Raw genomic sequence first — 14,883 nt, 5'->3', positions numbered from 1 at the left:
GGTTTAAAAAAATGAGAAAAATATTTCAAAATATTTGCAATTATGGATTTTATCACCAAAATTGCTGTAGATAAAACAAAGACATGCTACAACTACTCGCCTGCATTTATAATACAAATTCCTTTAAGGTGCCTCTTCCGGGGCTTCTGCGGTAGTGTATTGAGCAGCGAATTAAGTTGTAAAGTATAAACCACCAAGGGAGCCCCGCCACAAGCGGGGCTTCTTTGTTTAAACCCTTTGTCAAACCAAAATCTACATCAAAAACAGAAGAGCAGATTATTTAACATGCCATAACCATGAGAGCAAGTAGAACACCCATCAATGTAGCACAGAAAAGCAGTTTCCGAAATGCAGACGGTAAACTGGTGCTGATTGCGGGACCATGCAGTGCCGAAAGCGAAGAACAGATGCTGAAAACAGCCCAACAACTTAAAGCCATCAACGGCATTCAGGTGTTCAGAGCTGGTATTTGGAAGTCTCGCACACGCCCCAATTCATTTAAGGGTGTCGGTACGGTGGGTTTGACCTGGCTTGCAATGGTAAAAAAAGAAACAGGCCTGCGTACTTCCTGCGAAGTAGCTAATGCACAACACGCAGAAGAAGCAATGCGACACGGCGTAGATGTACTTACTATCAGTGGGCGTGCTACAGTTAACCCTTTTGCGATGGAAGAGATAGCTAGCGCATTGAAAGGAACTGCCATGCCGGTGCTGGTTAACAACCCGGTTTATCCTGATCTGGGCCTTTGGTTAGGTGCTTTAGAACGCCTCAACTATGCAGGCATTACTGATCTTGGGGTGATAAACCGTGGCTTTGCCGCCGATGAGCAGTATCCTTACCGCAGCCACCCTCGCTGGGATCATGTGCTGCAACTACAGGAGTTGCACCCGGAATTGCCTATACTTTGTGACGCCACACATATTGCCGGACGCCGAAGCCTGTTATATCCTGTTAGCCAGAAAGCAGTCGACCTTGGTGCAGATGGCTTGCTGTTTGAATCCCATACTTGTCCGGCTGAAGCATTAAGCAGTGCACAGCAACAGCTGATGCCACAGGAGCTTGACTTGCTTATCAATGCGATCGAAACAAAGGTAAAATTAGATGGTACAAACCACCTGGTAGAGCAGCTGGATGATTTAAGCCAGCAGATGGACAGCATGGATAAAGCTTTAGTAGATCTTTTGCTGCGCCGCCGCGAAGTATCACAGAAAATAAGTTTGCACCAGATGGGTGATGTACAGGAAAGTCTGCAAATCAAACGCTGGCAACAGGAACTTGATGCCTGGCTCCAGCGCGACGACTATACTGACATGGACAGCAAATTTGTAAAGTCGTTGATGGAGGCATTACAACAACATCGTAAGGATACGCAGGGAGGTGTGGGAGCATCTTCTTCGGCCGTTGCATAGAAAAAGCAATTTTATATTGGAAGTTCAAACGTTAAAGCTTAGCTTGACAACTCATAAGCAAAAACAAGATGTCGCATAACACTTTTTATTTTAGCTATTACTTTTTTGGTTCTCCGCCGGGGCTCCACAGGTAATGCTATTGTGTTTGCACACAGACCAAGTATAAACCGAGAGAAGCCCCGCCAAAAGCGGGGCTTTTTCTTTTTAAACCTTTTTTCGATCATGAACAGAATCAATGTTGCTATACAAGGAGGCCCCTCCTCTTTTCACGATGCAGCCGCTAACGCACTGCACCCGAACAAAGCGATTACTACTGTGCCCTGTACCACCTTCGGCAGCCTCTGTGCTGCGTTGGCTCAAGGAGAGGTAGATGCAGCAGTAATGGCGATAGAAAATACTCTGGCCGGAAGTCTGCTTCCTAATTACACATTGCTACAGGAGCACAAATTGCTTGCAACAGCAGAAATGTGGCTTCCCATAGATCAAAACCTGATGGCACTACCAGGGCAAAAGCTAGAAGACATTCACACTGTTATCTCGCACCCGGTGGCACTAGCGCAGTGCAGCAGGTTTCTGCAACAGCATCCGCACCTAACACCACAGGAAACACATGATACAGCTGACAGTGCCAAAGCGATACAAGAGCAGCAACTACAAGGTGTAGCAGCCATTGCAGGCAGCGCAGCAGCATCCCGGTACAAGCTGGAGTTACTACAGGAACTGGTTGCCGATACTCCTAATAACTTCACACGATTCCTGCTGTTGCAACGCGAGCCTGCTGCACCAGCCACTGCGAACAAAGCTATACTTGTATTTCAGAAGCCGCTTCATACCTCCACCCTTACACTAGCGCTAAGCCTGCTACAAAAAAATCAGGTTGAGGTACAACTGTTACAAACTTTACCCGCCGCAGACTCTCGCGCAAAGCTGGTAGCGGAGTTAGAAGCAACACATATAGAGCAGTTGCAGGAGGCAATCGCACACATCAGGCCTTTGTTAGAAGAACTGCATGTACTGGGGCTACTGCAGAAAGCAGCTCTCCCTGCCCCTATCACACAACAAGAAACACAGGAGACTGCCATACTATAAAAAGATGATCATACCCAAAGCAAACCGGCTACAACAGGTGCAGGAGTATTACTTCTCTCGCAAACTGGCAGAGGTACGGGCACTACAGGCACAAGGGAAACACATTATTAACCTTGGTATTGGCAGCCCTGATTTAGCTCCTTCAGAAGCTACTGTCGCTGCTCTTATGCAGTCGGCACAGCAAGCGACAAGCCATGGTTACCAATCTTATAGCGGAATATCTCGGCTAAAGCAGGCTATACAGCAATGGTACCTACAACTATACCAGGTATCACTCACAGAGCAGGAGGTGCTTCCATTGGCTGGTTCTAAAGAAGGTATTTTCCATACCTCTATGGCATTTTTAAATCCGGGTGATAAGGTACTGGTGCCCAATCCGGGCTATCCTGCTTATGCGGCAGCTGCCCATTTGGCAGGCGCTGAAGCTGTGCTTTATACGCTGGACGAAACGACTGAATGGCTTCCCCAGAAACAGGAGCTGGAAAGGATTATAGAGGCCGGAGGTATTAAAATGATGTGGATGAATTACCCGCACATGCCTACTGGTCGGGCAGCTGATACCTCTACTTTTAAGTGGCTCATAGCGCTAACGCAAAAACACGATTTACTGCTTATCAACGATAATCCTTATAGCCTTGTGTTGCACGAGGAGCCACCACTAAGCTTGTTAAGTATAGCCGGAGCTAAAGATAACTGCCTTGAGCTAAACTCTTTGAGCAAATCGCACAACATGGCCGGATGGCGTGTAGGCACGGTGCTGGGCCAGGAGGAATATCTTGCCGCCATACTTGCTGTGAAAAGCAACCTCGATTCAGGGCAGTTGCTACCGGTGCAGGAAGCGGCCATTGCTGCACTGCAAAACGCTCCTGCCTGGCACGCAGAACGCAATGCTGTTTATGCTGAGCGGCGGCAACTGGCACATAAGCTGCTGCGGGAAATTAACTGCACATACCCGCCTAACCAAGTAGGTATGTTTGTCTGGGCACGCGTGCCGGAAGAGGTAGCTGATGTAGAAGAGTACCTGGATATGCTGCTGTATGAGCTGGGAATCTTTCTGACACCCGGTAAAATATTCGGCAGCCAAGGCAACCGCTATGTACGCCTTTCCCTTTGTGCTCCAACCGAACAGCTTCAAGAAGCTATCAACAGAATCAAACTATCTAAAGAAATTATAACCAAAATAAAACCATGAACGCATCTACTTCTTTACAAACAGTTGCCAAAACAAAGATCTTGAATGGCGGTCCGCTGCCCACCGTTATAGCCGGGCCTTGTAGTGCCGAGTCTGAAGATCAAATGCTTCAAACAGCACGTGCCCTGAAAAACGACCATCGTGTATCTATTTTCAGAGCAGGCATTTGGAAACCACGCACTCGTCCGGGTTTGTTCGAAGGCGTTGGCACCATTGGGCTAGAGTGGCTGAAGACTGTAAAACAGGAAACAGGCTTGCTTACCGCTGTGGAAGTCGCCAACACGCAACACGTGGAAGAGGCTTTGAAACATGGGGTGGACATCCTTTGGGTGGGCGCACGTACTACGGTCAACCCGTTTTCGGTGCAGGAGGTAGCGGACGCGTTACAAGGCGTAGACATACCAGTACTTGTTAAAAATCCTGTTAATCCTGATCTACAGTTGTGGCTGGGGGCACTGGAACGGCTGAACCGTGCTGGCATTACTGATTTAGGTCTGATACACCGTGGTTTCTCTACACCAAACAACAAACCTTACCGCAATCATCCCAAATGGCAAACCATTCAGGAAATTCGCAATCTGGCACTAGGCATACCTTTGATCTGCGATCCAAGTCACATTGCAGGAAGGCGTGATTTACTTGAGACGGTAAGCCAGCAGGCCTTGCACTTAGGTGCGGATGGCTTGATGATAGAAACGCATATCAACCCTGATGTAGCACTTAGTGATGCATCACAGCAAGTAACGCCAGCGGGACTCGACAAACTTTTAACGGTCTTAGACCTGGAGTCTGAGCGGCTGGCACAACCAGAGCAGCTACAGGATCTGCGCAACCTGATTGACCGCCTCGACAATGAATTACTGAACGTACTGTTCCTGAGATCAGACGTATCGAAGCGTATCGGGGAATACAAGCGGCTGAACAGCCTGGATATTTACCAAGCTAACCGCTGGCAGCAGATAGTGGAAGACAGGTTGAAAATCGCGAGCGACACCGGACTGGATGAAGACTTTGTAAAGGCGATCTTCGACACCATCCACAGTTTCTCGCTCGGAATACAGAATGAAGTATTTGCAGCTCAGGCAGCCGCTACGTCTGAGAAGCAGCCATAACAAGGCTTCCTGTTGCCAGGATACCTTCTGCCATGCGTTGAGCAACCGCCTATAGGTGTCATTTGTCGAAATTCAGGTGCTTTGATGGGCACGTTTTGTACCTTTGGTGTGTTGCAAGGCAGCAACATTCACCAAGAATTAAAGTTTTCATGAAAACTCCAATTTCACGCCTGCGCACGGTAGGCATCTATGAAGGTATCTCTTACCTGCTGCTACTCGGCGTAGCTATGCCTCTGAAGTATATGTTTGATATGCCGCTATTCGTAAAGTATTTAGGATGGGCCCATGGCGTGCTGTTTGTGCTGTACATGGTGGCACTTTTGCAGGTAGTGCTAGTGCACCGTTGGTCGCTGCTGAAGGCTGCGGCAGGTGTTATTGCCTCGCTCCTGCCTTTTGGCCCGTTTATACTTGATAAAAAGCTTTTGGATAAAGAGGAAGCTGCTGCAGCACAAATTCAAAAACAGAAGCAAATGGCTTAAGTTATCTATTTATACATTACCAAATGCCTCCTGCTGCTGTAGGAGGCATTTGTTTTTTATACCTTGAAGTATTTGTAGTTCTGTAAGTGTCTAAAATGCGTTTCTGCTTGTAGCTTCAAAGGACTCCGCTGACGTGAATTTTTAACTCGTGTCCTATAATAGACTTTGGTACTCAACTGACTTCAAAAGCCATACTTCCATTCCAGCTGTTTCCAGCATCTTCAACTAAGCTATTCTTTCTAGTCCCTCTCTGCCGCAAGCGTCCGCTTGTGCCTCAGACTGCCTCTGCTAAGTATAGTTTATACTTTCATAGCCTCCCGCTGGAGCTAGCTTGCAGCTAGTGCCTACTATGGTGTAGAGCTTCCAGCTCTACTGGCTCGAAGAGCCACATCTGTACAGCTTTGGCCGTAATCCTTTGCTTCTGCTTCCTGCTTCCTTCAACCAAGCTATCTTTCCTAGCTGCCTTTCATCCTCCAGCTCCCAAACACCCATTGTTTCACCTTTTGGCTTTGGAGCGCTCACGGCTGGGGTATGGTCCCTCAATAAGGGCATCGCGCTGTGCAATTGAAGCAGCCACCGCTCCGCTGTAGGCTTCCCTTACGGGCACCGGAACATGCACAAGGCGCTTTCTTCGAGAGCCTCTACCCCCACCCGAGAACTGAGATTGTTTTCAGAAGCTTCTAGCTTTTGTAATCAAAAAGGTTTGAATACAGTACGGCTACCATTCCAGCTGTACCTATACCTTTCTATCAACCTGGAAGGAACTTGCGGAAAAGGAGGTTAAGCCTAAACTATAACAGAGAACAGAGGAACAGCATCTACCTCTCAAGCCATAAATTATCCTTGCTAATTCGCCGCCTTTCTAGCCTCAGACTGTGCTATAATACTGGCAATAAGTAGTTGTAGTGCATGGTACATCATGATCGGGAGCAGGATAATACCGACCACAGTAGCCTCTGGGAAGAGCACTTTTGACATAACAGTGCCGTGCACCAACGACTTCTTGGAGCCGCAGAAAATAGCTGTAATCTGATTCTCACGGTTAAAGCCGAAGAGTTTTGTAATACCAAAGATCAGGCTGTACACCAAAAAGAATAAGCCAACCATAGCAACACCAAGTATAAGTATGTCGGTTATACTAAAGCCGCTAAACATTTTTCGGGCAAACGACTCGCAGAAGGAAGTATATACAATAAGCAGAATGATAATTTGATCGAAGACACGCAACCTACCTTTGTTGCGCTCAGCAAGTTCGCCCCAATAGCGGTGCAGCAGAATGCCTAGCACCACCGGCAACAATACCTGTACCATCAGTTTGCCCATCACGCCCCACATATCAAAGTCACCAGAACTGCTTGTCAGGAACAGGCCCATCCATAGTGGTGTAATGAAAATACCCATCAGGCTTGAGATACTTGCATTGAAGATAGCGCCTGGAATGTTTCCCCCTGCTATAGACACCATCACCACTGAAGACGAAACCGTAGACGGAAGTGCGGCTAAATAAAATACGCCAAGCCACAGCGTCTCCTGCGGTGTTCCCTTAAACAAACTGTGCAATGGCAATATCAGCAGTGGGAAAAGTATAAAAGTACTTAGCTGCACCACCATGTGTAGCTTCCAGTTACTCAAGCCTGCTTTAAGCTTCTCAGGGCTCAGCCGTAAACCATAGAAAAAGAAGATAACCGACACGCCATAACCAGCCACATCTCCCAACGAAAGAGGCTCACGGTCTATTCCTCCTTCTGGCCACAGGTAAGCCAGCACGATCATACTGATAAGTGCCAGCAGAAACCAGTCTAAGCCTGCCCGTGCTGCCAATGCGCCTGCACGTGGTATCAGCCCAACAGGACGGGGGGTAGTATCTTTCTTTTTCATGGAGGTAAGTATACGAACAACTTTGGATTGGCTACAAATATAAAACGGCCTCATGCAGAAAAGCAGGAGGCCGTTTTAGAATATTGCTCTGCTTAAAAGTCGAGCAGGTCTATTGTTTCCAGTTCATACTGTGAGGACTCTTCGTCCACAGCAGTAGTATCTTGTGCTGTTACAATTAAATCGCGGGCACGGCCATAGAGGCGTACATTCGGGTAGAGATTTTCATACTCCTCCTGCGAAACCAGACCACGGCGGCGCATCATACCTCCAATCATGCGGTAGTAGCCTGCTTTATGGCTGCGCAGGTTACCATAACTATCAAATGAAGAGCGATAGCGCTTAGGGCTCGGAATTATACTAGTCAGGAAGATAGCCTCAGCCAGGTTTAGCTCTGACGGTTGTTTACCAAAATAAAAACGAGAAGCATCTTTGGCACCATATACATCTGGTCCCCACTCAATGATGTTCAGGTAAACTTCAAACATGCGGTTTTTCGATACTAGATCCTGGTTCTCCATCAGCCACACAATAATAGCTTCCTCCACTTTACGGGCCACTGTTTTCTTACGGGTCAGGAATACGTTCTTAACCAGCTGCATGGAGATAGTGCTGCCCCCGCGGGCAAACTCTCCCTCTTCCAGGTTCTTGATAATAGCTTGTCGGAACGCCTCTTCATGGAAACCATTGTGACTATAGAAGCCAGCGTCTTCTGCGGTTAGAATGGCATTGCGCAGGTAAGGCGAGATTTCATGTATCGGACTATAAAAAGCGTTTGCCGGCCCTACAGTAAATGTCCGAACAGGTTTGCCATACTCATACACGGTATGAGAGAAAGAGCCATTTATCTTCTGCAGATTCGTGTTTCCCCACTCTACAATTTTAAAGTCTTTTGATGCATCCAGGTCAGAGTTGAACACCAGGTAGTCTAAACTGTCCATGTTCACGTGGAAGCCCAGCTTGTATTGCAGCCAACCATTTGCTTTGATGCCCTCCAAGTTTTCGAACAACCCAGCTGGCAACGAACCGAAGAAATTATTGGCCGGTACTTGTTTCGTGCTAACCTTCAGGTCGATGATTTTAGAAGTTTCGTTTTGATAAGCTGCATATACATTGGCACGAGCTTTATTAACACGCACTTCTGTCAGACTATCAATCTCAAAAAGATTAGGCCCTAGCTTTACCACATAATCCACAGCACTTGCTTTTACCTGTATATCCTCATCAGCCAGTTTAGGATGGTTTAACATCAGGTTATCTACCGTTGCAGCACCACGCACCGTTAACACATCTTTCCGAAAGGTTTTATCATTCAGGCTTAAGCGCAACGTATCAAAGGCTACCTGTGCATCAAATTTATTTTTAATATAAGGCAGGCGAATACCGTTTGTGTCGGCAGCATAGAGGCTGGTGGCAATGCGGTAATCATCAGGATCAATGGTACCCTGCACAAGCAGGCGGTTCACAAGCGAATCGGTACGTATAGAAACTTCAGACGCAATGTTGCCATCATCCATTCTTAAGTATGGCATTCTTATGTCAATGGTGCGGTTGGTAGACACGTAAGAAGCATTCAGGTTTTTAAAATCCACCTGATCCGGCACATTATCAAAGGCAGTCTCTATAACGCGGTTCAGCAACGCACCATAGTTACGGCCCGTGCTGGTGGTATCCTTCGGCGCTGCAGACGCATCGTCTTTAAACAAGAAACCAAAGTTTGTTACATCGCCCTTCTTTACTGCCGTTAAATAACTGTTAGCTACCTCCAGCCGCTTAAATACAATACGCCCCCTGAAGATAGAACCCACACTTATAGTAGCATGCACACTATCCGTCACAAAAAGGGTATCCAGTTGATGCGGGACAAAAGAGATATCGGAAAGCACGACAGAGTTCCAACTGGCAAATTCTGCACTGCCTATCGTAAAATCGGCAGGGTACTTGTTTTCTACTTTAGCAACTACACGATTTATGGTGTAGCTCAACACCCTGCTTCTGAAGGCAAAGAGCAGCACAACAAGCAGTAAAAAGAAGGCTAGCACGCCGCCAGCCCACATTAGTATTCTTTTTTTCAAACGCTGGTCCAAAATATATCCGGTGCGAATTAAGTGATAAGATTTGTATCTAAAAAAGTTGTCCCAATATAAATAGGCCTGCCCTTATATTAAGCCGGCTCTATCTGGCACAAACGTAATGATACCCCACTTAGTACGGTAGTGGCCCCGATAGGATATGATTACGAGCAGCATTGATGCAAGCATGGTGCCAAAAAATTCATACTCTCGATTAATAACAAGCTATATAATAACCACTTAAAGCCATATCGCTATACTTCTAAAGTATACTTGGCAAGTATAAAGTATAAAACTGACGGCCTGCATATTGGCTTACTGTAGCAAAGCTGTGTATCTTTGAACAGGAGAATCACACCTCAAACATGAACTTAACAACACTTACTGCTATTTCGCCAGTAGATGGCCGCTACCGTCGCCACACCAGCGACCTTGCCCCTTACTTTTCTGAATTTGGTCTGATCCGCTACCGTGTTTTGGTGGAGGTGGAGTACTTTATCGCGCTGTGCGAACTGCCGCTGCCGCAGTTACAGCAGGTTGATGCCAGCCTCTTTCCTGAACTGCGTGCTATCTATGAGAACTTCGCAGAAGCAGATGCGCTGGAAATTAAGGAAACAGAGAAAACCACCAACCACGATGTAAAGGCGGTGGAATACTTTATAAAGGCCAGGTTTGATAAGCTCGGGCTAAGCGCTTACAAAGAGTTTATTCATTTTGGCCTGACATCGCAGGATGTGAACAATACTGCCATTCCTCTTTCTTTACGCGAGGCGAATGAGCGTATACTTCAACCTGCTTACCAGAACCTGCACCAAACGCTGGTTGAGCTGGCCCAGCAATGGAAGGAGATTCCTATGCTAGCCCATACACATGGCCAACCGGCCTCTCCTACCCGTTTAGGCAAAGAGATTATGGTATTTGCCGAGCGCCTGGAGCTGCAACTGGATTTGCTGCGCCAAGTGCCGTTCTCTGCCAAGTTTGGTGGTGCAACCGGTAACTTCAACGCCCATCACGTGGCTTACCCAAGTATAAACTGGCCAGAATTCGGCAATCAGTTTGTGCAGCAGGTACTAGGGTTGCGCCGTAGCCAGTATACTACCCAAATTGAGCACTATGATAACCTGGCTGCTTATTTTGATGGCCTGAAGCGTCTGAACACCATCCTGCTGGACTTCTCACGCGATGTGTGGCAGTATGTATCTATGGGCTACTTCAAGCAGAAAATCAAAGCAGGTGAAGTAGGTTCCTCGGCGATGCCGCATAAGGTTAATCCTATTGATTTTGAGAACGCAGAAGGCAATCTGGGCATAGCCAATGCTGTGCTTGAGCACTTGGCGGCAAAGCTTCCTATCTCTCGCTTGCAACGCGATTTAACAGACTCTACTGTGCTGCGCAACATCGGTGTGCCGCTGGCGCATACACTGATAGCCCTTAAGTCGCTGGAGAAAGGCATTGGCAAACTCGAATTAAACGAAGCTGCACTGCATAACCATCTGGAAGATAACTGGGCGGTGGTAGCCGAAGGCATCCAAACGGTATTGCGCCGTGAAGGCTATCCGCAACCGTATGAAGCGCTGAAAGAACTTACCCGCAAAAACGAGAAAATGACTGAGGAGCGTATTCATACTTTCATTGACACCCTCCAGGTTGATAACGCCATAAAGTCTGAGTTAAAGCAAATATCACCTTTCAACTATACCGGCGTTGACTTAGTATAAAAACAGCAGCAGTAGCATTACAAAAGCCTAAGGTTAACGCCTTAGGCTTTTTTGTTTGTATGATATTTTCCCCATCACGTTTTAAATAGTAGGACTATATTCTTTCCTCTCTGGCAAAAGAAACCTGTTGCCTTGCCTTTACCTCACTTAAACACAAGACAACAGGTATAGAATAGTTGTCCTAATCCTGAATTTGTATTATATTAATGCACATGAAAACAAACAAGTCCCAATGGTTGCAGAAGAATTTGAAATCAAAGAAGAAAATGAACGGCTGAAGGTATTAGATAATTTTGAAGTACTGGACACACCTGCTGAGGCCGAGCTAGATGAGATAACTAACTTGGCTTCCCAGATCTGCGGTACACCGATTTCCCTCATCAGCCTGATTGATGAAAAGCGGCAGTGGTTTAAATCCAAAGTAGGGCTATACGTGCCGGAAACTCCCCGCTCCATTTCCTTTTGTCAGCATGCTATCAAGAAAGATGAAGTTTTTGAAGTACAGGACGCATATGAGGATAAGCGATTCAAGGATAATCCTTTGGTAACTGGCGAACCAAACATTCGCTTCTACGCCGGCTCACCTCTTTTAACTGAAAGTGGTCATAAACTAGGTACCCTTTGCGTAATTGATACTATACCCCGGCGGCTTACTCCGGAGCAAAAATATGCGCTGGAGGTACTGGCCAAACAGGTGGTGGCAAACTTTGAGCTTAGACAAAAGCAGAAACAGCTTGAGCTGGATAAAAAACAGTTGCAGGAATCTAATGAGAAGCTGGATCAGTTTGTAAGCATGGTTTCACATGACCTGAAGGAACCCATCATGAACATGCAAACCGTTATTGAATGGCTACAGGAAGATTTAGGGGCAAAAGACTACAGCAGCCTGAGCCGTAACCTGCACCTGCTCAAAGAACGGGCGTCCACTATGGAGCATCTGGTACAAGGGCTCTTAGAGTATGCGCTTACGCATGTGCACGACCTGCCAAAGGTAACCGTGTGTGTTGAGCAGTTGATTAAGCAGATTATCGCTACCATGTGCCATGTGCAGAATTTCACGATTACAATCTCTCCGAACTTACCTACCATAGAAACAGAGAAAATTTTGCTGCAACAGGTGTTTATTAACCTGCTTACCAATGCTGTAAAGTACCACCACACTGGCAAAGGCAAAATAACAGTCGGAGTTAAGGAAGCTGATTCAAATAAATATGTATTTTTCGTTCAGGACGATGGTCCGGGTATTGCACCGCAGCATCACGAACGGGTATTTGGCATGTATGAGCGCCTGATCCGTGACAGCCACAAAACCAAAGGTTCCGGTATAGGCCTAGCCACTGTCCGAAAAATAGTACAGGCCAAGGGCGGTAAAATCTGGATTGAATCTGAACTCGGGCAGGGCGCTACCTTCTACTTCACCTGGAAGAAGTGATACATCTCTTAAAACAGCCTCTGCAAACTAGTTTAAAGAGGCTGTTTACTTTACAGAACAAGTATAAAAAAAAGCTAAAATGCAATTCCCTGCTTTTAAAAAACATTTAACCTCGCCAGCAAAAATAAAACTGTTATGATGCGCTAGCTCCAGAGATTGACGTAGGCAATCTTGCTAACTATGGATATTTGTTTAAGATCAGAGGTGGAAATGGAGTAGTTTATACTTTAATTTTCTCAGCAAGTTCGCCCATGGCTTGCACAAAGCGGCTCCAGCTAAAGCGTTTTTTATACTTGCTGATGTTATATGCTAAAGCAGGCCCTGCCTGAGAAGTATAAAACTGATTGATAGCTGCAGCAATAGCCTCTGGCTCCGGCTCCACCACATAACCAACCTCTCCATGAGGTACTAACTCAGATAAGCCACCCACCTTTGTTACCACCATCGGTTTGTCAAAATGATAGGCCACTTGCGTTACCCCACTTTGGGTAGCGTGTTTGTATGGCTGCACCACCAAGTCAGCTGCGCAGAAGTAATGGCGCACGGCAGCATTCGGAATGAACTCCGTATGAAGTATAAGTTTTTCTTGTAGCTGTAGTTGCTTTATGAGCTGTAAGTATGGCGCTGCATCTTCGTAAAACTCACCCGCTATAATCAGCTTCAAGTTCTGGACTTGCTGCACTTCTGGCTGCGCCATTGCCTCTAACAGCAAGTCCAGGCCCTTATAGGCACGAATAAAACCAAAGAACAAGATATAGCGGTATGTTGGGTCTAAGCCCAACGCAGCACAGGCTACTTCTTTTGATTCAGCTTCGCCAAAATTGTCGTAAAGCGGATGTGGTAAGTATGCACTTGGTTTTTGGGGCTCAAACTGCTCCAGGTCCTGCTGCACCGATCGCGACATAGTCACAAAGGCATGGCAGGAACTTAAGAAGTATTTTGTAAAAGGAACATCGCCGGGGCGCTTCTCGTGCGGCACCACATTGTCTGTGATAGCTAATACGCGACTATACTTGTTTCTCCGGACAAGGCAGGCAATAGTACCAAGCGCTGGCCCCATAAAGGGTAGCCAATAGCGGAAAATAACTAAATCAGGCTTAAGTTTTCTGATGTACTGCCCGGTACGCCACCAGCTGATGGGGTTAATTGAGTTGATTAAGATTTTGATGCGAAGCCCTTCCGGAGCTGGCTCTGTTGTGAACTGGCTCTTGCCTGGAAAAAGGAATGAAGGGTATTGCAGGCTAAACGTAACTATCTCCACATCATCTCCGGCTTCCTGAAAAGCGTGTGCCAGCCGCTCGTTAAAGGTGGCCATGCCACCGCCTCGCAATGGATGCGCCGGACCTACTATCGTTACCCGCCTCGCCATTTACTTTGTTAAAGCACCTGCCCTGTCGCGAATCAGGTACTCATTGCGTTTATTAGAAGCCATGGAAATCATCTCTGCCAGAAAACCTGCCAAAAATAATTGCACCCCAAGTATAACAGTTACTAAAGCCAGGAAAAACAAGGGCTGGTCTACTATATCACGTACGCGTCCACCCATATAGATGCCGAGCATCTTTTGGGCAATTAACCAGATGGTAATGCCTAAGCCGACAACAAACATCAACGTGCCCATTGAGCCAAAGAAGTGCATCGGGCGCTTCTTGAACCGACTTACAAATGTTATAGAGAGCAGGTCCAGGAAGCCATAAACAAAGCGCTCCAACCCAAACTTGGTCGTGCCATACTTGCGCTCCTGGTGCTGTACTACTTTTTCCCCTATTTTGGTGAAGCCGTTCCATTTGGCTATAACCGGAATATAACGGTGCATTTCGCCATGCACTTCTATGCTCTTTACCAGCAACTGGCGATACGCCTTTAAGCCGCAGTTAAAATCATGCAGCTGTATACCCGATAACTTGCGGGTAGCACCGTTAAAAAATTTAGTAGGAATGGTTTTGCTTAAAGGATCGAAGCGTTTTTTCTTCCACCCGCTTACAAGATCAAACTTTTGGTTTTTGATCATGTCGTACAGTCCTGGAATTTCTTCCGGGCTGTCCTGCAGGTCGGCATCCATGGTGATTACTACTTCTCCGGAACAGCGCCGAAAGCCTTCGTTCAGCGCTGCGGACTTGCCGTAATTACGGTTAAAGCTGATACCTTTTACGGCTTTATCTTCTTCGACCAGGGCATTGATTACCTCCCAGGAGTGGTCGGTACTGCCGTCATCTACCAGTATTACTTCATAAGAAAACTCGTGCGCATGCATCACCCTTCTGATCCAGCGCACGAGTTCTGGTAGCGATTCCTCCTCATTGAAAAGAGGAACTACTACCGAAATATCATAATTGTATTGCATGTTCTATTCAAATTCCGGACGATTGTTTTTCATAACAGCCGAAATAATAAGCGATAAGATAAAGCCAAAGATTAATGAACCTGTTTAGGGTTTTTCTAATTTATTTATTTTCCTGATAAAAAGCACTGTAAAAGCCAGCAAGTGTAGTACCAGCCAGTGCC

General features: G+C 46.6%; 11 protein-coding genes. 7 read left to right on the top strand and 4 right to left on the bottom strand.

What is annotated here, in order from left to right; all coding sequences use genetic code 11:
• The first annotated feature begins 296 nt into the window (after positions 1-296).
• The 5 genes from ACFQ2O_RS13990 (at position 297) to ACFQ2O_RS13970 (ending at position 5,281) form a co-directional block, all read left to right on the top strand.
• Positions 297-1,409: a 3-deoxy-7-phosphoheptulonate synthase gene (locus ACFQ2O_RS13990; RefSeq protein ID WP_377528674.1), complete on the top strand. Its 1,113-nt coding sequence runs from the start codon at positions 297-299 to the stop codon at positions 1,407-1,409.
• A 222-nt stretch (positions 1,410-1,631) separates the two neighbouring features.
• Positions 1,632-2,498 (top strand): prephenate dehydratase domain-containing protein, encoded by an 867-nt coding sequence (locus ACFQ2O_RS13985; protein ID WP_377528671.1) that lies wholly within the window; start codon positions 1,632-1,634, stop codon positions 2,496-2,498.
• Positions 2,499-2,502: 4 nt separating this feature from the next.
• Positions 2,503-3,690, top strand: a complete 1,188-nt coding sequence (locus ACFQ2O_RS13980) for a pyridoxal phosphate-dependent aminotransferase (protein ID WP_377528669.1) — start codon at positions 2,503-2,505, stop codon at positions 3,688-3,690.
• The gene (locus ACFQ2O_RS13975) at positions 3,687-4,802 is read left to right on the top strand and encodes a chorismate mutase (RefSeq protein ID WP_377528667.1); all 1,116 of its coding nucleotides are present in this window, start codon (positions 3,687-3,689) and stop codon (positions 4,800-4,802) included. Before ACFQ2O_RS13980 ends, ACFQ2O_RS13975 begins: the two co-directional genes overlap by 4 nt.
• A 149-nt stretch (positions 4,803-4,951) precedes the next feature.
• Positions 4,952-5,281, top strand: a complete 330-nt coding sequence (locus ACFQ2O_RS13970; RefSeq protein WP_377528665.1) for a DUF3817 domain-containing protein — start codon at positions 4,952-4,954, stop codon at positions 5,279-5,281.
• 846 nt (positions 5,282-6,127) lie between these two features.
• Here the strand turns inward: ACFQ2O_RS13970 and ACFQ2O_RS13965 are convergent.
• Complete coding sequence (locus tag ACFQ2O_RS13965) at positions 6,128-7,159, bottom strand: bile acid:sodium symporter family protein (RefSeq protein WP_377528663.1); 1,032 nt, start codon at positions 7,157-7,159, stop codon at positions 6,128-6,130.
• A gap of 92 nt (positions 7,160-7,251) precedes the next feature.
• Positions 7,252-9,231, bottom strand: a complete 1,980-nt coding sequence (locus ACFQ2O_RS13960) for a biosynthetic peptidoglycan transglycosylase (RefSeq protein WP_377528661.1) — start codon at positions 9,229-9,231, stop codon at positions 7,252-7,254.
• Positions 9,232-9,593: 362 nt separating this feature from the next.
• Here ACFQ2O_RS13960 and purB point away from each other — a divergent pair, with 362 nt between their 5' ends.
• Together purB and ACFQ2O_RS13950 are read left to right on the top strand one after the other, a co-directional pair.
• On the top strand, positions 9,594-10,946 hold the full coding sequence (gene purB, locus ACFQ2O_RS13955) for an adenylosuccinate lyase (protein ID WP_377528659.1): 1,353 nt from the start codon (positions 9,594-9,596) through the stop codon (positions 10,944-10,946).
• A gap of 232 nt (positions 10,947-11,178) precedes the next feature.
• On the top strand, positions 11,179-12,378 hold the full coding sequence (locus ACFQ2O_RS13950) for a sensor histidine kinase (RefSeq protein WP_377528657.1): 1,200 nt from the start codon (positions 11,179-11,181) through the stop codon (positions 12,376-12,378).
• Between the two features lie 220 nt (positions 12,379-12,598).
• Here the strand turns inward: ACFQ2O_RS13950 and ACFQ2O_RS13945 are convergent, their stop codons facing one another.
• Entirely contained in the window at positions 12,599-13,747 is a 1,149-nt protein-coding gene (locus ACFQ2O_RS13945) for a glycosyltransferase (RefSeq protein ID WP_377528655.1), read from the bottom strand.
• Positions 13,748-14,722 (bottom strand): glycosyltransferase family 2 protein, encoded by a 975-nt coding sequence (locus tag ACFQ2O_RS13940; protein WP_377528653.1) that lies wholly within the window; start codon positions 14,720-14,722, stop codon positions 13,748-13,750.
• Between the last annotated feature and the right edge of the window lie 161 nt (positions 14,723-14,883).

This window comes from Pontibacter rugosus (assembly GCF_042678745.1).
In the GTDB taxonomy this organism is placed as follows: domain Bacteria; phylum Bacteroidota; class Bacteroidia; order Cytophagales; family Hymenobacteraceae; genus Pontibacter; species Pontibacter rugosus.
This window is presented reverse-complemented; position numbering and strand designations above follow the sequence as displayed.

What these genes read in the sequence shown, in the direction of transcription:
- ACFQ2O_RS13975 (WP_377528667.1), top strand. Translation starts at nt 3,687, where the DNA reads ATGAACGCATCTACTTCTTTACAAACAGTTGCCAAAACAAAGATCTTG.
- ACFQ2O_RS13945 (WP_377528655.1), bottom strand. Translation starts at nt 13,747, where the DNA reads ATGGCGAGGCGGGTAACGATAGTAGGTCCGGCGCATCCATTGCGAGGC.
- ACFQ2O_RS13940 (WP_377528653.1), bottom strand. Translation starts at nt 14,722, where the DNA reads ATGCAATACAATTATGATATTTCGGTAGTAGTTCCTCTTTTCAATGAG.
- ACFQ2O_RS13965 (WP_377528663.1), bottom strand. Translation starts at nt 7,159, where the DNA reads ATGAAAAAGAAAGATACTACCCCCCGTCCTGTTGGGCTGATACCACGT.
- ACFQ2O_RS13970 (WP_377528665.1), top strand. Translation starts at nt 4,952, where the DNA reads ATGAAAACTCCAATTTCACGCCTGCGCACGGTAGGCATCTATGAAGGT.
- purB (WP_377528659.1), top strand. Translation starts at nt 9,594, where the DNA reads ATGAACTTAACAACACTTACTGCTATTTCGCCAGTAGATGGCCGCTAC.
- ACFQ2O_RS13980 (WP_377528669.1), top strand. Translation starts at nt 2,503, where the DNA reads ATGATCATACCCAAAGCAAACCGGCTACAACAGGTGCAGGAGTATTAC.
- ACFQ2O_RS13950 (WP_377528657.1), top strand. Translation starts at nt 11,179, where the DNA reads ATGGTTGCAGAAGAATTTGAAATCAAAGAAGAAAATGAACGGCTGAAG.
- ACFQ2O_RS13990 (WP_377528674.1), top strand. Translation starts at nt 297, where the DNA reads ATGAGAGCAAGTAGAACACCCATCAATGTAGCACAGAAAAGCAGTTTC.
- ACFQ2O_RS13985 (WP_377528671.1), top strand. Translation starts at nt 1,632, where the DNA reads ATGAACAGAATCAATGTTGCTATACAAGGAGGCCCCTCCTCTTTTCAC.